Source organism: Halorubrum sp. CSM-61, from assembly GCF_003781945.1.
Lineage (GTDB): Archaea > Halobacteriota > Halobacteria > Halobacteriales > Haloferacaceae > Halorubrum.
Genome location: NZ_RJJW01000001.1, coordinates 137994 through 157760 on the forward strand (window position 1 = coordinate 137994; position 19767 = coordinate 157760).

General features: G+C 69.5%; 18 protein-coding genes. 9 read left to right on the forward strand and 9 right to left on the reverse strand.

Annotated elements, in window-relative coordinates; all coding sequences use genetic code 11:
* Nucleotides 1-33: 33 nt before the first annotated feature.
* A complete protein-coding gene (locus EDM04_RS00695; protein ID WP_123619265.1) occupies nt 34-1281 on the reverse strand; it encodes an AGE family epimerase/isomerase in 1248 nt (415 codons plus the stop codon).
* A 300-nt stretch (nt 1282-1581) separates the two neighbouring features.
* Here EDM04_RS00695 and EDM04_RS00700 point away from each other — a divergent pair, with 300 nt between their 5' ends.
* From EDM04_RS00700 to EDM04_RS00715, 4 genes are all read left to right on the forward strand, one after another.
* The gene (locus EDM04_RS00700; RefSeq protein ID WP_123619266.1) at nt 1582-2841 is read left to right on the forward strand and encodes a 4Fe-4S ferredoxin N-terminal domain-containing protein; all 1260 of its coding nucleotides are present in this window, start codon (nt 1582-1584) and stop codon (nt 2839-2841) included.
* A complete protein-coding gene (gene nrfD / locus EDM04_RS00705) occupies nt 2838-4163 on the forward strand; it encodes an NrfD/PsrC family molybdoenzyme membrane anchor subunit (RefSeq protein WP_123619267.1) in 1326 nt (441 codons plus the stop codon). Before EDM04_RS00700 ends, nrfD begins: the two co-directional genes overlap by 4 nt.
* On the forward strand, nt 4160-4486 hold the full coding sequence (locus tag EDM04_RS00710) for a hypothetical protein (RefSeq protein WP_123619268.1): 327 nt from the start codon (nt 4160-4162) through the stop codon (nt 4484-4486). Before nrfD ends, EDM04_RS00710 begins: the two co-directional genes overlap by 4 nt.
* A 105-nt stretch (nt 4487-4591) precedes the next feature.
* The gene (locus EDM04_RS00715) at nt 4592-5743 is read left to right on the forward strand and encodes an Mrp/NBP35 family ATP-binding protein (protein WP_123619269.1); all 1152 of its coding nucleotides are present in this window, start codon (nt 4592-4594) and stop codon (nt 5741-5743) included.
* Nucleotides 5744-5787: 44 nt separating this feature from the next.
* Here EDM04_RS00715 and EDM04_RS00720 read toward each other — a convergent pair whose 3' ends face one another.
* Complete coding sequence (locus EDM04_RS00720; RefSeq protein WP_123619270.1) at nt 5788-6723, reverse strand: alpha/beta hydrolase; 936 nt, start codon at nt 6721-6723, stop codon at nt 5788-5790.
* 130 nt (nt 6724-6853) lie between these two features.
* On the opposite strand from EDM04_RS00720, the gene EDM04_RS00725 reads away from it, so the two are divergent.
* Entirely contained in the window at nt 6854-8221 is a 1368-nt protein-coding gene (locus tag EDM04_RS00725; RefSeq protein ID WP_123619271.1) for an MFS transporter, read from the forward strand.
* Nucleotides 8222-8744: 523 nt separating this feature from the next.
* Here EDM04_RS00725 and EDM04_RS00730 read toward each other — a convergent pair.
* The 4 genes from EDM04_RS00730 to EDM04_RS00745 form a co-directional block, all read right to left on the reverse strand.
* A complete protein-coding gene (locus EDM04_RS00730; RefSeq protein ID WP_123619272.1) occupies nt 8745-9656 on the reverse strand; it encodes a DUF106 domain-containing protein in 912 nt (303 codons plus the stop codon).
* A 112-nt stretch (nt 9657-9768) separates the two neighbouring features.
* A complete protein-coding gene (locus tag EDM04_RS00735) occupies nt 9769-10392 on the reverse strand; it encodes an adenylate kinase (protein ID WP_123619273.1) in 624 nt (207 codons plus the stop codon).
* Between the two features lie 50 nt (nt 10393-10442).
* On the reverse strand, nt 10443-10994 hold the full coding sequence (locus tag EDM04_RS00740) for a GNAT family N-acetyltransferase (RefSeq protein WP_123619274.1): 552 nt from the start codon (nt 10992-10994) through the stop codon (nt 10443-10445).
* On the reverse strand, nt 10991-11359 hold the full coding sequence (locus tag EDM04_RS00745; protein WP_123619275.1) for a universal stress protein: 369 nt from the start codon (nt 11357-11359) through the stop codon (nt 10991-10993). Before EDM04_RS00745 ends, EDM04_RS00740 begins: the two co-directional genes overlap by 4 nt.
* Nucleotides 11360-11537: 178 nt before the next feature.
* On the opposite strand from EDM04_RS00745, the gene EDM04_RS00750 reads away from it, so the two are divergent.
* Both EDM04_RS00750 and EDM04_RS00755 read left to right on the forward strand, forming a co-directional pair.
* Nucleotides 11538-12308 carry a DUF5806 family protein gene (locus EDM04_RS00750; protein WP_123619276.1) on the forward strand — a complete coding sequence of 257 codons (771 nt, stop codon included), beginning with the start codon at nt 11538-11540 and terminating at the stop codon, nt 12306-12308.
* A gap of 2 nt (nt 12309-12310) precedes the next feature.
* Entirely contained in the window at nt 12311-13846 is a 1536-nt protein-coding gene (locus EDM04_RS00755; protein WP_123619277.1) for an ATP-binding protein, read from the forward strand.
* 39 nt (nt 13847-13885) lie between these two features.
* Here the strand turns inward: EDM04_RS00755 and EDM04_RS00760 are convergent, their stop codons facing one another.
* Together EDM04_RS00760 and EDM04_RS00765 are read right to left on the reverse strand one after the other, a co-directional pair.
* On the reverse strand, nt 13886-14773 hold the full coding sequence (locus tag EDM04_RS00760; RefSeq protein WP_123619278.1) for a hypothetical protein: 888 nt from the start codon (nt 14771-14773) through the stop codon (nt 13886-13888).
* A gap of 97 nt (nt 14774-14870) precedes the next feature.
* Entirely contained in the window at nt 14871-15458 is a 588-nt protein-coding gene (locus EDM04_RS00765) for a YfcE family phosphodiesterase (protein WP_123619698.1), read from the reverse strand.
* Nucleotides 15459-15632: 174 nt separating this feature from the next.
* Between EDM04_RS00765 and EDM04_RS00770 the strand changes: the two genes are divergently transcribed.
* Nucleotides 15633-16832 (forward strand): multicopper oxidase domain-containing protein, encoded by a 1200-nt coding sequence (locus EDM04_RS00770; protein WP_123619279.1) that lies wholly within the window; start codon nt 15633-15635, stop codon nt 16830-16832.
* A 43-nt stretch (nt 16833-16875) separates the two neighbouring features.
* Here EDM04_RS00770 and EDM04_RS00775 read toward each other — a convergent pair whose 3' ends face one another.
* Complete coding sequence (locus EDM04_RS00775; protein WP_123619280.1) at nt 16876-17298, reverse strand: MoaD/ThiS family protein; 423 nt, start codon at nt 17296-17298, stop codon at nt 16876-16878.
* Between the two features lie 178 nt (nt 17299-17476).
* Here EDM04_RS00775 and EDM04_RS00780 point away from each other — a divergent pair, with 178 nt between their 5' ends.
* Nucleotides 17477-19765 (forward strand): nitric-oxide reductase large subunit, encoded by a 2289-nt coding sequence (locus EDM04_RS00780; RefSeq protein ID WP_123619281.1) that lies wholly within the window; start codon nt 17477-17479, stop codon nt 19763-19765.
* Nucleotides 19766-19767: the final 2 nt, after the last annotated feature.

A 19767-nucleotide genomic window follows, 5' to 3' on the forward strand; every position in this document is an offset into this window, starting at 1 on the left:
ACCGTCGGCGAGGGGTCCCGGTTTTTCCCCGCCTCACCCGTCCGACAGCTCCGTCCGCGCGGACCGCCACCCCTCGAAGAACGCGCCCGCCGGGTGGTAGTCGGGCTCGACCCCCGGCGGGTCCTGCGCGACGAGGTCGCCGTCGGCGTCCGCGGGCAGGCGCTTCTCGTACCAGACGCCCGCCGGCCCGCGGAACAGGTCGGTTCGGACGAGGAACCGTCGGTGCCAGCCCCGGAGCCGGTCGGCCTCGTCGGCGTCGCCGCGGGCCGCCGCGCGCTCCGCGAGCGCCGCGGACGCGCCGATCGCCTCCGCGAGCGCCCAGCCGTATCGGTCCTCGACGATCGGCGACCCGTCCGCCGCGTGGGTGTAGACGAACCCGTTCTCCGACCAGCCGTGGTCGACGGCGGCGTCGAACAGCTCGCGGGCGCGGACGTACCAGTCGGGACTCCCGGACGCATCGCCCCCGCCCGCTCCGCCCCCGTGCCGGTCGAGCAGCGCGAGCAGCTTCGCCCACTCCGCGTGGTGGCCCGGCTGGTACCCCGGCGGTCGGAACTGGTGGCGCGGCGCGTCCTCGTTGTACGCGAAGTCGTGCTCCCAGTCCGCCGTGTAGTGTTCCCACAGCAGGCCGTTCGTCTCGGCGGCGAGTTCGACCGTGATCGCCTTCGCGACGCGACGCGCGCGGTCGAGGCATTGCTCGTCTCCGGTCGCCTCGTAGGCGGCGAGGTACGCCTCGCAGGCGTGCATGTTCGCGTTCTGACCGCGGTACGGCTCCCGCTCGGTCCAGTCCGCGTCGCAGTCGCTCCGGAAGAGCCCCCGGTCGTCGCGGAAGCGGTCGTCGATCAGCGCGCGAGTCTCGTCGAGGCCGCGCTCCGCTCCCTCGATCCCGGCGTCCACCGCACGGGCGTACGCCAGCAGGACGAACGCGTGGCCGTACGCCGACCGCGTCCGGTCGACCGGCTCGCCGTCAGCGTCGACGACGAGGTGATACCCCCCGTCGCCGGCGCGGTGCGCCTCGCGGAGGAACCGCAGGCCGTGTTCGGCGGCGTCGAGACACCAGTCGGGGCCGTCGGCGAGCGCACCGGTCGCGAAGTTGGCGACCGACCGGCAGGTCGCGACCAGGTGCCGCCGCTCTCCGGCGTACGGGTCCCCCGTCGTCGGGTGGAGCAGGCGGTAGCCGCGGTCGGCCAGCGCGTCGGGGTACTGCACGCGCAGGACCGAGAGCAGCCGCGCCCGGTGCGATTGCGCTCGCGTTCGAACCGCCTCGCGCGTCGTCTCGTTCATCGGGAGCAATTGGTCCGCCACCCGGTAAAGTTGGTCCGCTCCGGCCGTCGTTTATTACGCTCTTGGCGAACCCGTTCGGACGCCTTCCCACGGGGTTGGAACGCGAGGAACGATTCAGGGGGCTGGTCCCCTGCGATCGACAACGGGGTCGTCACGCCGTGTCCGCCGACAAACCGCGACCGCGAACGCCGACGCACGCGCTGATCGAGAGCGGTGGCGCGGGGTCGACGCCGGTCCCTCGGCTGGGAGCCGCACTCGCGGCCGGAGGCTGACGCAAACGCGATCACCACAACACAAGTTATGAGCACGGACGAGTCACCACCTCCCGGAGACGACGAGGAACGGAACAGGCGCCTCCTCGACGAGACGGAGTACGACACGGAGCTCGGCTTGGAGATGGGCCGCGACGCGCAGCGCGTGTCGGCCGGCGAGCTCTCCGAGCTCGAGTTCTACCGGCGGTACCACGACCGCATCGTCGAGGAGTTCGACATCGACGATCGCGAGATCGACCTTCCGGACCCCGACGAGGCCGACCCGGACGACGTGGGCTTCCTCGACCGGATCGGCTCCGCGCTGCAGGGGATCGACCCCGACGGCGAGGAGTCCCGGCGCTCGGTGATGAAGAAGGGCGCCGCGGCGGCCGGCGCGATGGGGATCGCCGGCTGGGGAACCGCGCAGAACGCCGCGGGCCAGGGCGACGGAGAAGGAGGCGGCGCCGGCGGCGGCGACGAGGGCGAGGGCACCCGTTGGGGGATGACGATCAACCTCAACAACTGCGACGGGTGTCTCGCCTGTATGGCCGCGTGCGACCAGGAGCACAACCTCTCGCGCGGGGCCAACTGGATGTACGTCTTCGCCTTCGAGGACGAGGGCCAGGGCGACGAGACGAACTTCCTCCCGCGCACCTGCCAGCACTGCACCGACTCCCCGTGTACGAAGGTGTGTCCCGTCGGCGCCCGGCACACCCGCGAGGAGGACGGCCTGGTGCTCACCGACTACGACATCTGTATCGGCTGTCGGTACTGCGAGGTGTCGTGTCCATACGGCGTCAACTACTTCCAGTGGGGCGAGCCCGACGTGCCGGAGTCCGAGGTCGACGACGACCACCAGATCGACGATCGCGGCCGATGGGTCGGCTCCCGCCCGCCGGAGGGCGTCATGGGCAAATGCACCTTCTGCGTCGACCGGCAGGACGGCCAGATGGGCGAAGACAAGATCGGCACCACCGCCTGCGAGGAGGCGTGCACGATGGACGCGATCCACTTCGGCGACCTCAACGACCCGGAGAGCCCGCCGAACCAGCACCTCGACGAGTACCGGGAGGGTCAGGACAACGACCTCTCGGAGTTCCCCAACCGCAAGGAGCACACGACCTCGACGTTCAAGCTGATGGAGGAGCGCGGCACCGAGCCGAACGTCCGGTTCGTCGGCAACGAACCCTCGCCGCACGCGGAACAGGTGGAGGGCCCCGTCGCCTACGAGGACATGGGTCTCACCGACGACCGGAAGGAGGTGCTCGACGAGGGGGCGTCCGCGACCCAAGGGGGTGAGAGCGCGTGAGCGTCGACGTGACGGGCGTCGACCGCGACACGCTCGTCCGGCCGATCCAGACGTTCTCGAAGCGGTACCTCGCCGCGCTGGCGGTGGGGCTCGGCCTGATCGGCGTGTGGCTGGTCTTCTACTACCAGCAGCTCCGGCACGGGCTGATCGTCACCAACCTCTCCGACTGGGGCTCCGGCGGCGGCGTCCCGTGGGGGCTGTACATCGGCGCGTTCATCTGGTGGGTCGGCATCGCTCACGGCGGGATCATCCTGTCGGCGGCGGTCCGCCTGCTGGGGATGGACACCTACCAGCCGGTCGCTCGGCTGGCCGAGCTGTTGACCATCGCGGCGCTGACCTGCGCCGGCCTGTTCATCCTCATCCACGTCGGTCGCCCGGACCGGCTGGTGACGAGCGTGGTCCCCGCGTGGCCAACCCGCGTCCAGTGGTCGCCGCTGATGTGGGACGTGACCGTCATCACGGCCTACTTCGTGCTGACGGCGACGTACCTCGCCCTGACGATCCGCTACGACATCCACCGGCTCCGCGACCGACTGCCGAGCCCGCTCGACCCGCTGTACGACGCGCTGATGGTCGGCTACTCCGAGAAGGAGGACGAGGTCGTCGAGCGGATGGTCTGGTGGATCGCGTTCGCGATCATCATCATGGCGCCGCTGTTGCTCCACGGGGGGGTGATCCCGTGGCTGTTCGCGCTGCTGCCCTCGATGGCCGGCTGGGCCGGCGGGGTCCAGGGGCCGTCGTTCCTCTCCATCGCGCTGACCTCCGCGGTCAGCGGGATCATCATCATCGCCGCGGCGTTCCGGTACGCGTACGGCTGGGACGAGCTCATCCCGGACGCGGTGTTCCGGGGGCTGAGCCAGTGGCTCGGCTTCTTCAGCCTCATCTTCCTGTGGCTGCAGCTCCAGCAGGTGATCACCGGGATCTTCGCCGCGCCGACGACGCTCCAGCACGCGACCGAGGTGAAGATCGCGACGCCGCTGTACTGGGTCGCGATCGGGCTCGTCGCGCTCGCCATGCTGTACGCGTTCGCGACGTCGCTGCGCCCGGACCTGTTTGACATCCGGACGATGGTCGCCCTCTCCGTCGGCGTGCTCGCCGGCACCCTCGCCGAGAAGGTGCTGTTCGTCGTCGAGGGGCTCCAGCACGCGCACTTCGCCCTGTACGACGGGGTCCCCGGCGCGTACGTCCCCTCGCCCACCGAGCTGTCCGCGCTGCTCGGGACGATCGGGATCGTCGTGCTGTTCTTCCTCGTCGTCTCGAAGGTGATCCCCGTCGTCGAACTGCACGCGATCGAAGACGACCACGAGGAGGTGAACCCATGACGCTCGCCGCGACCGCGTTCGCGTCGACCGTGTCCGCGTTCGCGTCGACCGTGTCCGCGGCGGCGTCGACCGCGCTCGCCGCGTCCCCGGTTCCGCTCGCCAGCTCCCCGGAGTACACGCTGCCGTTCGTCGGCCCCGGGACGTACCTCATCTTCGGGATCGTCCTCGCGCCGGTGTACGCGATGGTCGCCGCGTGGTTCGTCGGCGACCCGAGCGACCGCGCGAAGGGACTGCTCGGCGTCGGCTACCTCGCCGGCCTGACGACTGTGCTGTGGGGCGGGCTGTTCGTCGCGACGCTCGTCATCGGGGCGGTGTTCTTCTGAACGCTGCCCTCACCGCCCCCGTCGCTCCCGAGGAACCGCTCGCCGATCAACCGACTACCGATCGCCGCTGCGCGACTGACCACACCACCGCCAACCGACACCACCATGACCGACTCAGACACCGACACCGCCACCGAATCCGACCTGCTCGACCGACTCGCGACCGTCGAGGACCCGCGCAACGACGACGATATCGTCTCGATGGGCCTCGTGAACGACGTGACCGTCGACGGCGACGCCGCGGAGGTGTCGCTGGCGTTCAACGCCCCCTACGCGCCCGCCGAGATCGAGATCGGCGACGCGGTCCGCGAGGTCGTCTCCGACGCCGGTCTCGACCACGATCTCCGCGCGCAGTTCGGCGAGGAACACGGCTTCGAGGCCGACGTGTTACCCGGCGTCCGCAACGTGATCGCCGTCGCCTCCGGGAAGGGCGGCGTCGGCAAGACCACCGTCGCGTCCAACCTCGCGGCGGGGCTCAAGGAGCGCGGCGCCCGCGTCGGAATCTTAGACGCCGACGTGCACGGCCCGAACGTCCCGCGCCTCCTCCCAACCGAGAACGAGCCGGGCATGCTGCCCGAGGGGGACATCGTCCCGCCGCGCTCGGACGGGGTCATGGTGATGAGCACGGAGCACCTGCTCCCCGACGGCGACGACCCGGCCGTGCTCCGCGGGCCGATGGTGAACAACGTGATGATGAAGTTCATCAACGACGTGGAGTGGGGCCAGCTCGACTACCTGATCGTCGACCTCCCGCCGGGGACGGGCGACGCCTCGCTGAACCTGCTCCAGACCCTGCCGATCGCCGGGGTCGTCGTCGTGACGACGCCACAGGAGATGGCGGTGGCGGACGCGCGAAAGGGGCTCCGGCTGTTCGCGGACCACGACGCGCCCGTCCTCGGCGTCGTCGAGAACATGAGCGCGTTCCGCTGCCCCGAGTGCGGCGACACCCACCGGGTGTTCGGCGAGGGCGGCGCCGACGAGATTCACGCCGACTACGACGTGCCAGTGGTCGGAACGCTTCCGGTCCACCCGGACTTCGACACGGAGACCGCCGACGGGCCGACGGTCCGCGACGACGACAGCCCGGTTCAGGCCGACCTCGAAGCGATGGTCGACGAGGTGGCCGACCGCGTCGGCGAGGTGAACCGCCGGCGGGTCGCGGAGCGCGTCGGCGAGTGGGAGCGCGACGACGACGAGGGCGACGAGGTCGGCGGAGACCCCGCCGATCGCGTCCCCGCCTGTGCGGAGCCGGAGTAACCGGCGTCGACCGTCACGTGTCAATCCGCCCGAAACGCCGCCACTCAGCCCTCACGAAGCGCTCCGGCGAGGTCGTCGGCCACGTCCGCGATCGCCTCGGTCGCCCGGTCGACATCGCGGAGGGTCATGAAGCCGTGGACCTGGTCCGGGTAGTTCTCGTAGCGCGTCGGCACGCCGTCCCGGACCAGCTGCTCGGCGTACGCCCGCCCCCCGTCGCGGAGCGGGTCGAACCCCGCCGTGACGACCGTGGCGGGGGCGACGCCGGACACGTCGCCCGCGTTCGTCGGGTCGGCGTACGGGTTGCGCTCGTGGATCTCGTCGCCGTAGTAACACTCCGAGAACCACTCCAAGTCCGCCTCGTCGAGGACGATCCCGGCGTGCTCCTCGACCGACGGCTGGCCGGGCTCGACGCCGACGCCGGGGTAGAGAAGCGCCTGATGCGCGATATGGGGGCCGTCGCGCTCGGCGGCCATGAGCGCGGCGACGGCGGCGAGCGCGCCGCCGGCCGAGTCGCCCGCGACCGCGACTTCTCCGGTTCCCGCGATCGCGTCCGGGTTGTCGGCGGCCCACTCGACCGCCGCGTAGGCGTCCGCGACCGCCGCGGGGAAGGGGTGTTCGGGCGCGAGCCGGTAGTCGACCGAGAGGACGGCACAGTCGCTCTCCCGCGTGAGGTGGCGGCAGAGCCAGTCGTGGGTGGCGACGCTCCCGAGCACGAACCCGCCGCCGTGGAAGAACGCGACCGTCGGAAACGGGCCGTCGCCGTCGGGGAGGTACAGCCGGGCGTCGAGGTCGCCGGCCGGTCCGGGGACCGTCCCGTCCACGGTCTCTCCGACCGCGGGCGGGTTCCGATTTCGGGCCCACATCGCCGGTCGCGTGACCAGTCGCGCGAGCTTCAGCCCCCACCGGCTGTGCGGCAGCGAGAACCGCTCCTGGCGCTCGACCGCCGCCTTCGCCTGCGGGTCGATCTCGTCCGCGTGCATGGTCGACCCTGTGGCGAGTCGGGAGTAAGCCTTGGGGGAGAGCGAGTGCGCGCGTCGGATCGTGAGAACCTATTTGACGGCGCGAGCGAACACACCGACACGAACGGTTCGTCGCCTTCCCACGCCCCCGATGAGCAAGACCCAATCGACCGCCGACCCGAAGGAGGACAGCCCGTTCGAGACGTTCCGACGGTTCTTCGCCTTGGAGCGGGACGTGCTGGTGGTGTCGCTGGCGATGTTCGCGTTCAGCCTCGGCTTCCAGATGACGAACCGGTTCCTCCCGGAGTACATGGTTGCGCTCGGCGCCTCCGGGTTCGTCGTCGGGCTGTTCGGGACCTTCGGCAACGTCATCTCCGCGCTGTACCCGTACCCGGGCGGCGCGATCTCCGACCGGATCGGATCGCGGTACGCGCTGACGCTCTTCGGACTCGTTTCGACCGTCGGTTTCGTCGTCTGGCTCGTCGCGCCGAACGTCGGGGCGTTCGCAGTCGCGGGCGCGACGATCGAGCCGTGGGTCTGGATCTTCGTCGGCCTGGTGCTCGCGCAGGCGTGGAAGTCGTTCGGCCTCGGCGCGACCTTCGCCGTGGTCAAGCAGGCGACGGACCCCTCGCGGCTGGCGGCGGGGTTCGCGAGCACGGAGACGTTCCGGCGCACCGCGTTCCTGATCGGGCCCGTCCTCGCCGCGGTCCTTATCGGTCTCCACCCGGCGTTCACGGTGAGCTTCCGGTACGTGCTCGCGACCGCGGTCGCCTTCGGCGTCGTCGGGACGCTCGTGCAGCACGTCCTCTACGACGCGAGCGGGGACACCGTCGGCGGCGGGCGGTTCGAGGGCGTCGCCCAGATCCGGCGGGACCTCCGCGAGATGCCCGACCCGCTCCGCCCCCTCCTGATCGGCGACACCCTCGTCCGCTTCGCGAACGGGATGGTGTACGTCTTCTTCGTGCTCGTCGTCACGCGGATCTTCTCGGTCGGACTGGAGACGACGGTCGGCGTCGGCGGGTTCTCGTACGCCGTCGACCTCTCGCCGCAGGCGTTCTTCGGCTACCTGCTGGGCGTCGAGATGGTGATCGCGCTGATCACGATGGTCCCCGCGGCGAAGCTGGCCGAGCGGGTCGGGCTCAAGCCGGTCGTCGCGCTCGGCTTCTTCGTGTACGGCGCGTTCCCAGTCGTCTTAGTCTACGGCCCCGACCTCCTCTCGCCGGTCGTCCCGCTCCAGTGGGCGCTGGTCCTCGTGTTCGCGTTCTCCGGGCTCCGGTTCGCCGGGCTCCCCTCGCACAAGGCGCTCATCGTCGGTCCCGCGGAACAGGGCGCGAGCGGTCGGGTCACCGGGACGTACTACCTGCTGCGGAACACGCTGGTCATCCCGAGCGCGGCGATCGGCGGGTACCTCTGGGACTTCGTCAGCCCGGAGGTCGCCTTCACCGTCGCCGCCGTGATCGGCGTCGTCGGGACCGGGTACTTCCTCGTCTTCGGCGAGGAGTTCGAGGCGTACGCGTGAGATCGGTGCGAGCGTGATGGATGACGGGAGTAGGTATATCGATATGGTGGAGTGGTTGTTTATAAGCGATCGAGTGGTGTTGTTGTCGGCTGTTTTTAAGCGATCGGCGACACTGCGGTGACGGCCTCCAAAGCCCCAGCCGCTGTGGACGGCGCACGCTCGCTGCGCGCCTCACTCGGTCGCGTTGCTCCCTCGTTGCGGTGCTTACGTCGCCTGCGCCGTCCACAGCGGCTGCCCCTTTGAGTCCCACCCGACCGCTCAGCACCGCAGCCTCACACCTCCCCAGCCTCGTCGCTGGCGCAGCAGCGCCAGCGACTCCCTCGCGCGTGCACCTCGGCCGCGAAGCGGCCTCGGAGGCACGCGCCACCGCCTGTCATTTATAAGCGATCGTCGCTGTCGCTCGTAGCTCGTTTAAATACTGTTTCGCCGCCACCGATCTGCAATACCCACTCCCGGTATCGATAGATCTCGCAGACAGATATCTCCGGCTGGCTGCAAAAACGGTCGAACGGGGAACGGACTCTTACGACGTCGACGGCGACATCTCGATGTTGAGGCTCTTCTGGACGAGCTGGGTGAACGCCATCGAACACAGGAAGTACCAGACGATCCACATCTGGATCGGGCCGACGATTCCCGTGTCCCACGTGACGGTGCCGGCGATCGGGACGACGAGTTCCTGTGCGGCGATGGCGGGGTACGCGGCGTCGGAGCCGCGGTAACCGATCACCCAGAACATCCAGAGGAACGCCGGGATCGTGAGGAACATGATCCACACCATCGGGCGGAACTGCTCTTTGAACATCCCGAGCTGGTCGCCCATCGCGTCCATCTGCTCCTCCTGAATGGCGTCGAGCGCCTCCTGGTCGTCGCGCTCCTTCGCCTCCTTGCGGCGGTCCTGGATGTCCTTCATCCGCTCCTGGTACACGCTCATCTTCTCCATGTCCATGAGCCCCGCGCGCAGCAGGGTCGAGTACAGCCCCGTCGCGAGCGCGATCACCATGACCACGACGTAGAAGGGAACGACGTTGAGAAGCGGCCCCAACACCAGATCGAAGGCGCCGGCGATCGCGTTCCGGACCGGGTTGACGGCGTAGCCGACGAACGCGCCCAGCGTCGCGACCCCGGCGATCTTGTCCCACTTGGTCCACGAGGTCGTCTCGGGGGTCTCGACGTCGCCGCCGCCGGTCAGGTCGTCGTCGTCCTCCAGCCCGGCCTCGATCCCCTCTCGGTCCGCCAGCGCGAAGCCGCGCTCGCCGTCGACGAGGACCTCCTTCTCGATGAGCCGACCCCACTGGCCGCTCGTGATCTCGTCGCGGACGTCGACCCACTGAACCTCGCCGTCAGCGGCGTTATCGAGGACGACCTCGACCGCGTCTCGCATCTCGCCGTCGCCGCTGACAAGCGAGCGGACTCTCCGTTCGACCTTGCTCATTACCGCTCGGTTGTCGGCGGACGGTTAAGAACCTTGCAGGATCGCCGGCGATCGGGTCGCCGTCGAGAATCGGGCGAGAACCGCGAGAAGGCCGGCCGATCGCGGCCGAACTCTACTCGTCGAGAACGCCGCGGATGCGATCGAAGACCTCGTCGGGCGCCGCCTCGCCGTCGATCTCGACGAGGTCGCCCTCGTCGCGGAAGTGCTCGATGACGGGCTCGGTGTTGTCGTAGAACACCTCGAGCCGCTCGCGGGCGGTCTCCTCGGTGTCGTCGTCGCGCTGGATCAGTTCGCCGCCGCACTCGTCGCAGACGCCCGGCTCCTCGGGCGGCTGGAAGTCGACGTGGAAGTTCGCGCCGCAGTCGTCACAGACCCGGCGACCGGTGAGCCGGTCGACGAGCACCTCCTCGTCGACGGCGAGGTAGATCACGGCGTCCAGGTCCGTAATCGAAGAGAGGTACTCCGCCTGATCGAGGTTTCGCGGGTAGCCGTCGAGCACGAACCCGTCGGCGTCGGCCAGCGCGGCCTCTACGATCTCGTTGACGACCGGGTCGGGGACCAGCTCGCCGGCCTCCATGAACGATCGGGGCGTGCCGTACTCGGTCTCCATGTCCTTGTTCGCGCGGAGCGCGTCGCCGGTGGTGACGTGTTCGACGCCGTACTCCGCGGCGAGCTTCGCGCTCTGCGTGCCCTTTCCGGCGCCCGGCGCTCCCAGCAGAAGGATCCGATGACTCATACCCGAGGGCTCTCCCGCCGCACGTAAAGGCTTGAAGATCCCGGCCAACGCTACCCGGCGTCCTCCCCGTCCGCGTTCAGCCGGAGCCCCATCTCCAGTTCGAAGCTCTCGGCGTCGGAGGTCTCGAACCCGATCTTCTTGTACAGCGAGACCGCCGCTCGGTTCCAGCGCTCGACGGTGAGCCACACCTTCCGGATCCCCTCGGCCTGCCCGTGGCCGAGCAGTCCCCGGATGAGATGCGTGCCGATGCCGGCGCGCTGGTACTCCTGATGGACGAAGATCGCCAGCTCGTAGGCGTCGTCGTCGGGCACCAGCGTCGCGTGCCCGGCGACCTCGTCGCCGCACCACGCGATCACGTTGTAGCAGTCGTCGCCGAGGATCGCGTCCAGCCACTCGCGGATCCGCTCTTCGCCGCCCGGCGGGATCCCCTGCGCGCGGTCGGCCGGATCGAAGGCGTCGTACATCTCGACGAGCGCCTCGTACCCCTCCTCGGTGTCCTCGTAGGGGCGGACCTCGACGGTGCGCCCCTCCCGATCGGTGAACTCCGTGGGGGGAACGGGGAACTCGTCGGCCACCGCCTCCGGGTATCCACGGTCGCTCATCTGACCAGCGTGACGGACGTCTTGGCGTTCAACAGGACGAACTCGGCGATGGACCCGATCGTGATCTTCCCCATCGGGCTCGTGTGGCCGCCGCCGAGGACGATCTCCTCGAACCCCTCCGTCTCGGCGAGCTCCACGAGCCGACTCCCCGGATCGCCCTCGACCAGCCGGACCTCGGCGTCGAGCCCCGCCTCCTCGACCGCCGACTCGGCCCGCTGTACGATCTCGTCCGGATCCACCGACGAGTCCGGGTTCTCGACCACCGCGACCGTGAGGTCGTCGTCCGCGACCGCCGCGCGCTCGACCGTTCGGTCGAGCGCGCGGAACGAGTCGTCGCTGCCGCCGATCCCGCAAAGCACCTTCATACGTCTCACGTCCGCACCCCGGTACAAAAATGGATCTCCGATCGCGCTCCGAGGCGCTCCCGATCGCCGGCGGCTCTCGGATATCCCCGCCAGCGACGACGGCGAACCCGTCGAGGCGCTCGCGATCCCCGCGACGCCACCGACAACCCTTTTGTTCGGTGGTGAAGTTACTAACGGCATGAACGAATCAACCGATCCCGCGTCGGACGAGGGATCGGACGACGCCCCCCGGACCGCGGACGCCGCGGCGGAGGAGTCGGAGCCGGCCGACGAGTCCTCGACGACCGGAGACGCCGCCAACGACCTCGAAGAGGCCGCGAGTGGCGACACCGCCGACGCCGCCGACGCCACCGACGCCGGGGACGCCACGAGCGACGCCGACGCGGGTGGGAGCGATCAGGAGCCGGACCAACCGCACGTCCCCCCCGAGATCCGCAAGTACGAGCGGTTCAAGAAGATGGACGGGGCGCGCTACGAGCGCGTCAACGAGTTCCTCCGCGACCGGACGTACATCACGGCCAGAGAGTGGGCGATCGCACGGCTCTGCGCCGACTTCCGCACCGAGACCGGCGTCGAGATGACGAAGATCGGCGAGAACCTCCCCGAGCTGGTCCCCTTTATGACCGACACGTACACGCCGCAGGCGGTCAATCAGGCGCGCTACTCCTTCGAGGAGAAGGTGACGAAGGCGGGAGCGACGTTCCTCTACGGCGCGATGTCCGGCTTCTTCACCGCCGAGGACTTAGACGAGATGATGTACGAGGTGACGGAGGTCGCGAAGTTCCTCCTCGAGGTCGAGGGCGTCGACCTCGCGGTCGCCGACGAGCTGGAGGCCGAAGACCGGATCAGCGAGGTGATGCGCGAGGTGCGCGCCTCCTCGGCGGACCTCCGGGGCGAGGAGGTCCGGTGCCCCGAGTGCGGGCACGTCCACGAGCCGAGCGAGGAGTAGCGATGGAGCGATTCCCGGAGGCGTTGGAGGGAATTCCGGACGCGGTCGTGATCGTCGACGCCGACGGCGTCGTGCGCGCCGGCAACGGGCGGGTCGAGACGGTCCTCGGGCACGCGCCCGCGGCGGTGGAGGGGACGGAGTTCGAGACGCTGGTGTACGACCCCGACGAGGGCGCGGCCGGCGAGGAGCTCCACCGCTACGTCGTCGACCCCGAGCCCCGCTCGATGGCGGCGAGCCTGGACCTGCACGCGCGGCGGGCCGACGGGAGCGAGGTCCCCGTGACGCTCAGTCTCGGGCCGTTCGACCACGACGGGGAGACGTACCTCGTCGCCACGATCGTCGACGTGAGAGAGGAGCGCGCCCAGCAGGCCGAGCTCCACCGCCGAACGCGGACGCTGGAGGCCCTCCACGAGGCGACCCAGGACCTGCTGAAGACGACCGATCGGGAGTTCGCCGCGGAGGCCGCGGTCGAGTACGTGGAGGGGGTGCTCGGCCACCCGATCGCGGCGATCTGGCTGTACGACGAGAAACGGGACCTCCTCGATCCCGTCGTCTGGACCGACGCGGCCGACGAGCTCGTCGGCGACCATCCGACGTTCGGCCCCGACGGGTCGAGCATCTCCTGGGAGGTGTTCGAGTCCGGCGATCCGGCGTACGTGGCGGACACGCACGACGACCCCGAGCGGCATAACCCGGACTCGCCGATCCGCAGCGAGCTGATCCTCCCGCTGGGTCGGTACGGGCTCATCAACGTCGGGTCCACGGAGCGGGACGCGTTCGACGAGTCGGACCTCGCCGTCGCGCGCCTCTGGGCCGCCACCGTCACGATGGTGTTCGTCCGGATCGAGCGCGAGCGCCAGCTCCGGGTCCGCGAGCGGGAGATAGCTCGCGAGCGCGACCGTCTGGAGGAGTTCGCCAGCCTCGTCTCCCACGACCTCCGGAGCCCGCTCAACGTCGCGGCGGGGAACCTCGAGCTGGTCCGCGATCGGCTCCGATCGGAACACGAGGACCTGACCGAGATCGACACCGTCGCCAGCTCGCTCGACCGGATGGAGGCGCTGGTGGAGGACATGTTGACGCTCGCGCGGCAGGGCGCCGCCATCGACGAGACGGAGCCGGTCTCGCTCGCCGACCTGGCGGCCGAGTGCTGGGACGGCGTGGACACCGCGGCCGCCGAGATAGCCGTCGGCGACGACCTCCGGTTCCGCGCCGACAGGAGTCGGCTGCGGCAGGCCGTGGAGAACCTGTTCGCCAACGCGATCGCTCACGCCGGCGACTCGGTCCGCGTCGGGGTCGGCGCCCTCCCCGACGGCGACGGGTTCTACGTCGAGGACGACGGCCCCGGCATTCCGGACGACCGCCGCCAAGAGGTGTTCGACGCCGGCGTTTCGACCGATCCGGCGGGGACGGGATTCGGACTGAAGATCGTCGCCGAGGTGGCGGACGCGCACGGGTGGACCCTCGACCTCGCCGACGCCGCCGAGGGCGGCGCGCGGTTCGAGTTCCGGGGGGTCGAGCTCGCGGACGCCGACGCCTGAAGCGCGGACGCCCGACGTCCGATCCCGCGCGGCGGCGGCTCAGATCTCCTCGAACGACGGGAGGTGTCGCGTCGAGACCCCGTCTCCGCCGACCACGACGTCGACGTTCGGGGCCCGGTCCGCGCTCGGGAGGCCGACTTCGATCCGTCCCTCGCCGGTCACCCCGTCGTCCTCCATGCGAGCGGTCACCCCGTAGGTGCCGCGCACGTCCGTGACCGACCGCACCTCGACGGCGGTCTCCGGGTCGATCGCGACGTCGACGTCGGCGACCGTCTCGTCGGTCCCGTCCCCGTCCGTCGCTCGTCGCGTCACGGTCAGCGCGAGCTCTCGCGCCTCCCCGGTGACGTTGAGGAGGCGGACGCCGAGCGGCGGCGACGCGCGCTCGTCGTCGGGGGCGGCGGCGGCGTCGGAGCCGGTATCGTCTCCCCCGCTCTCGCCGTCTCCCCCGCTCTCGCCGTCTCCCCCGCTCTCGCCGTCTCCCCCGCTCTTGCCGTCTCCCGCGTCCCGTCGCCGCACGTCCAGCCGGAGGGTCCGGTCCGGCGTCACCAGGTACGGGACCGGATCGCCGAGCAGTTCCCCCACTGAGCGGTCGCCGTCGTCGTTCTCGTAGTATACCGATCCGGCGTGCTGTGCGGTCGCGTAGTGGTCGTCACCGGAGGCGTGATCGAAGGTCGCGACCGCGTCGATCGACACTTCGACCGCACCGTCCGCCGCGTGTCGGTTGTGCGCGCGGACCTCCTCGCAGGCGGCGGCGTACGCCGCGACCGACTCGGGGCCGAGCTCGTCCGGCCGCTCCGGCGGGTCGCGCTCCGCGACCGCTCCCTCGTCTCCGCTGCCGACGAGGTCCGCACAGCCGGCGAGTCCGCCGCCGACGCCGATCGCCCCGACCGCCCTGCTTGCCCGCTGGAGGAACGCGCGCCTGTCCATACGGCCTCTCTACACGGACCGTTCAAAAGGTCAACGAAAGAACAAACTCGCGTTTGTGTGTCGAGAGCGATCAGGGCCTCCCGGATCGCTCGCGGTCCTACGCGTCGAGCTCGTAGTGCGTCACCGCGTCGACGCTCCCGGACGCGTCGCCGGCGTCGGTGTCGAGGACCGCGACGCGGAAGGCGTCGTCCGCGCCGTCGACGGGGATCGGGAGCCCACCGGGGTTCACGCGCACCGTCCCGTCGCGCTCCTCGACGCCGTGCGCGTGGGTGTGACCGTGGAACACGTAGTCGTAGTCGCCGCAGTCGACGAGGGCGTCGACGACGACCGCGCTCGTCCCGTGCGTGACGGCGACGCTGACGTCGTCGCCGGCCTGGGAGCCGCCGTCGAACGAGAGCGTTCCCGCCTCGCCGAGGTAGGCGCCGAACGAGTCGACGGTCGACTCGACCGCCCACTCCCCGTCGTTGTTGCCGCGGACGGCGTAGAAGTCGAAGCCGGCGTCGGCGTCGGAGTCGCTGCCGCCGGCGTCGGGAGCGCCACCGACGTCGAACGGGGTCACGGAGAAGGGCGCGACGAAGTCGCCGCAGTGGACGACGGCGTCGACGCCCTCGCGGTCGAACAGCGCTACGGCCGCCTCGACGGCGGCGAGGTCGTCGTGGGTGTCGGAGACGATGCCGATCCGCATTGTCACCTCGGGGATGGCGCCGCTCGTGTATAAAAGGCGGTCGTCGGCTGCGACCGATCGTCTGTCGCCGTCGACGGCACTCGAACGTATATAAACGAAGCGACCGCCGACCGCGTTCTCAGAGTCCGTGGATCCTGATTCCGGTTTATATGTGTTCCCCGTTCATGTTCGGATATGACGAGAGACGGCGACAACGCCGGTCGGCGCACGGCTTCCAGACGCGGGTTCCTCTCCGCGGCCGCGGCGCTGGGAACGGTCGGGCTCGCGGGCTGTGGCGCCCCGCGCGCTGACGCCGGATCGGGCGCGGAGAACGCGGCCGGCGGCGGCGGAGAGGCGGCCGAACAGGTCGAGGAGTGGTCCGGGAGCGACGCCACGGGCGTCGAGACGGACCACCCGTACACGTCCCCGCGGACGACGATCGACTTGGACGAGACGGACGGGGCGGTCACGATGTCCACGACCCCGTGTCGCCACAAGTTGCTCGGCGACGAGACGAAGGGCGGCCCGTGGGAGCTCCCCGAGGTCTGGGCGTGGCAGACGCCGGACACCGACCCGAGCGTCCCCGGCCCCCTGCTCCGCGTCACCGAGGGCACCGAGCTGGCGATCACCTACGACAACTCGGAGCACAACCGCCCGCACACGTTCCACGTCCACGGGCTCTCGAAGAGCTGGATGGACGACGGCGTCCCGACGACGACGGGCCGACAGGTCGCGCCGGGCGAGGAGTACACCTACGAGATCACCGCGAACCAGCCCGGCACCCACCTCTACCACTGTCACTACCAGACGCAGAACCACCTCGACATGGGGATGTACGGGATCCTCCGCGTCGACCCGGAGGGGTACGAGGCACCCGACAAGGAGGCGTTCATGACGGTCAAAGACTGGGACAGCCGGCTGTCGGCGTCGACCGCCGGCGGCGACGTCGACTTCAGCCACCGCGACCGCAACCCGGACGTCTTCACCGTGAACGGGCGGTGCGCGCCGTACACGTTCCACCCCGAGGAGGGATCGCCCCTGATCGTCGAGGAGGGCGATCGGGTGCGGATCCACTACGTCAACGCCGGCTACGAGTCGCACGCGATGCACACGCACAACCACGGCTTCACCGTCGTCGAGAAGGACGGGGGCGTCATCCCCGAGTCCGCCCGCCACCGCGAGGACGTGGTCCCCATCGCGCCCGCCGAGCGCAAGACGATCGAGTTCACCGCCGACGCCGACCCGGGCGTCTACGCGCTCCACTGCCACAAGGTGAACCACGCGATGAACGGCGAGAGCTACCCCGGCGGCATGATCGGCGGGATGGTCTACGAGAGCGTCACGGACTCCGAGCAGTTCGCCTCCGTGATGGAGATGGCGGGCTACGAGGGCTGAGCCCTTTACGTTCGTCGTCGACGGAACCGGGCCTTTCGCCCGACTAACAGCAGAACATGAACGGGTACACCAGCGCGACCCGGTCGCCGTCTTCGATCTCGGTGTCGAACCCCTTCTCGTTCTCGTTGAAGTGACCGTTCACGAGGATCCGGGCGTACGCGATCGTCTGCTCGCCGACCGGGTTCTTCGACCACGTTCCCGGCAGCTCCTCGGGCGTCGGCGCCCAGCCGCTGTGAGTCGACTCCGCCTCGCTCTCCGCGATCAGCATCTCCTGTAGCTCCGGGTACTCCGCGAACAGCTCGTCGAGGAACTCCCGGAGGGTGTCACCCTCGAACGCGTACTCGAACTCGTACTTCCCGAGCTCCGTCCGGACGTGACCGGTGCACCGCACCGTGACAGTGGTCTCGGCGGTCGTCTCCGTCGCGCTCTCCGATTCCGCCGGCGTCGCCTCGCTGGTCGTTGGCATACCCCTTCGTACGCGGCGGTTTCCGGTAAGCCACGCCGCGAACATGTTCGTGTCGCCGGACTCGCGCGGTCGGTAACGATCGATTATTCCGCAACCGACAGCGGTTTCAATTACTGGGAACGGCGTCCGAACATGTTGCCGCCAAACTGATAGTCCGTCTGGGGGCAACGTCGACGTGATGGAGCTGACACGCAAGACGATCGCGAAGGTCATCGTCGCGGCGTTCCTGCTCAACCTGGTCGTGATGGGCGCCGGGGCGTGGTTCGCGTATCAGGAGGCGCCGCCGATCCCCGAGGAGGTCGTCGGCTCCGACGGCGAGACGATCGCCACCGGGGAGACGGTCCAGGACGGGAAGGCGGCGTTCCAGCAGTACGGGCTGATGAACCACGGGTCGATACTGGGCAACGGCGCGTACTACGGCGAGGACTACACCGCCGAGACGCTAGAGCTGAAGACCGAGCACATGCGCGAGTACTACGCGCAAGAGGAGTACGGGGCCGGCTACGACTCGCTCGACTCCTCGGAGCGCGCGGCGGTCGACCAGACCGTCCGCGACGACCTCGACGAGGCCCACGACGGGAGCGACACCGTGCAGTACTCGGCCGCGGAGGCGTACGCCCACGAACAGGTGCGCGAGACGTACGTCGAGCGCTACCACGAGGGCGACCACGACCGCGGCGTCCCGGTCGAGATGATCGAGTCGACGGAGGAGGCCCAGGACTTCGCCGACTTCGCGCTGTGGACGGCGTGGTTCTCACACACCGACCGCCCCGACGGCGACAACTCCTTCACGAACGAGTGGCCCCCCTCGCCGGCCGCCGGCAACGACGCCACCGGCGCCGCGATGACGTGGAGCGTGATCGCGATGGTACTGCTCGTCGCCGCGGCGGGCGCGGCGATCCTCCTCTACAAGTCGGTGACGCTCCCCGAGCCGTCCGCCGAGGGGATCGCCGTGCCGGAGCCGGGCGACGTGAGCGTCTTCCCGAGCCAGCGCGCGGCGCTCCGGTTCGTTCCGATCGCCGCCGGGCTGTTCCTAGCGCAGGTGCTGTTGGGAGGGTTGCTCGCGCACTTCTACATCGAACGGGCCGGGTTCTTCGGGGTCGAGGAGCTGTTCGGGGTCCACATCCTCCAGATCCTGCCCTTCTCGATCGCGAAGACGTGGCACATCGACCTGGGCATCCTCTGGATCGCGTCGACGTGGCTCGGCGCCGGCCTGTTCCTCCCGCCGCTGCTCACCGGCCACGAGCCGAAGCGCCAGTCGACGTACGTCAACGTCCTCCTCGGTGCGTTGGTGACCGTCGTCGTCGGCGGGATGGGCGGCATCTGGCTCGGCGCGAACGGCTACTTCGACGGTCAGCTGTGGTGGCTCCTCGGCAACGAGGGACTGGAGTATCTCGAAGTCGGGAAGGTGTGGCAGGGCGGCTTACTCGCCGGCTTCGTGCTCTGGGCGATCCTCGCGGTCCGGGGGCTCAAGCCGCTCTTAGACCGCGAACCGATCTACGGGCTCGCGCACATGATCCTCTACGCGGGCGGGTCGATCACCCTGCTGTTCGTCGCCGGCTTCCTCTTTACGCCGTCGACGAACATGGCCGTCACCGAGTTCTGGCGGTGGTGGGTCGTCCACATGTGGGTCGAGGGCGCCTTCGAGTTCTTCATCGTCGCGATCATCGGACTCACGCTGGTCTCGATGAACCTCCTCACCCGGCGTAGCGCGGAGAAGGCCGTCATGCTACAGGCCCTCCTCGTGATGGGGACCGGCGTCATCGGCGTCTCGCACCACTACTGGTGGGTCGGGATGCCCGACTACTGGGTCCCGATCGGGAGCGTCTTCTCGACGCTGGAACTGCTGCCGCTGATCTTCATCCTCTACGAGGCGATCGGGCAGTACCGGGCGATGACCGAGACCGGCGGGTTCCCCTACAAACTCCCCTTCATGTTCATCGTCGCCAGCGGGGTGTGGAACTTCGTCGGCGCCGGGGTGCTCGGCTTCTTCATCAACCTCCCGCTCATCAACTACTACGAGCACGGCACCTACCTCACCGTGGGACACGCCCACGCCGCGATGTTCGGGGCGTTCGGCTTCCTCGCGCTCGGCATGGTGGCGTACATGCTCCAGCTGTCGATCGACCCCGAGCGCTGGGACGGCTCGTGGCTCCGGGCGTCGTTCTGGCTGTGGAACGTCGGGCTCGCGCTGATGGTGTTCGTCTCGGTGCTCCCCGTCGGCTTCCTCCAGCTGGAGGTCGCGTTCACGGAGAGCTACGCCGCGGCGCGCAGCCTCGCGTTCTACAACGGCGATCTCGTCCAGACGCTGTTCTGGGCGCGGCTCCCGGGCGACACCCTGCTCATCCTCGGGACGGTAGTCTACTTCGCGGACCTGATCCGCAAGCGGTTCGTCCTGCGGAGCTCCGCGGAGGACCCGACGATCGACGACATGGCCGTCGCGGAGGGGGTCCTCGACGACGACTGAGG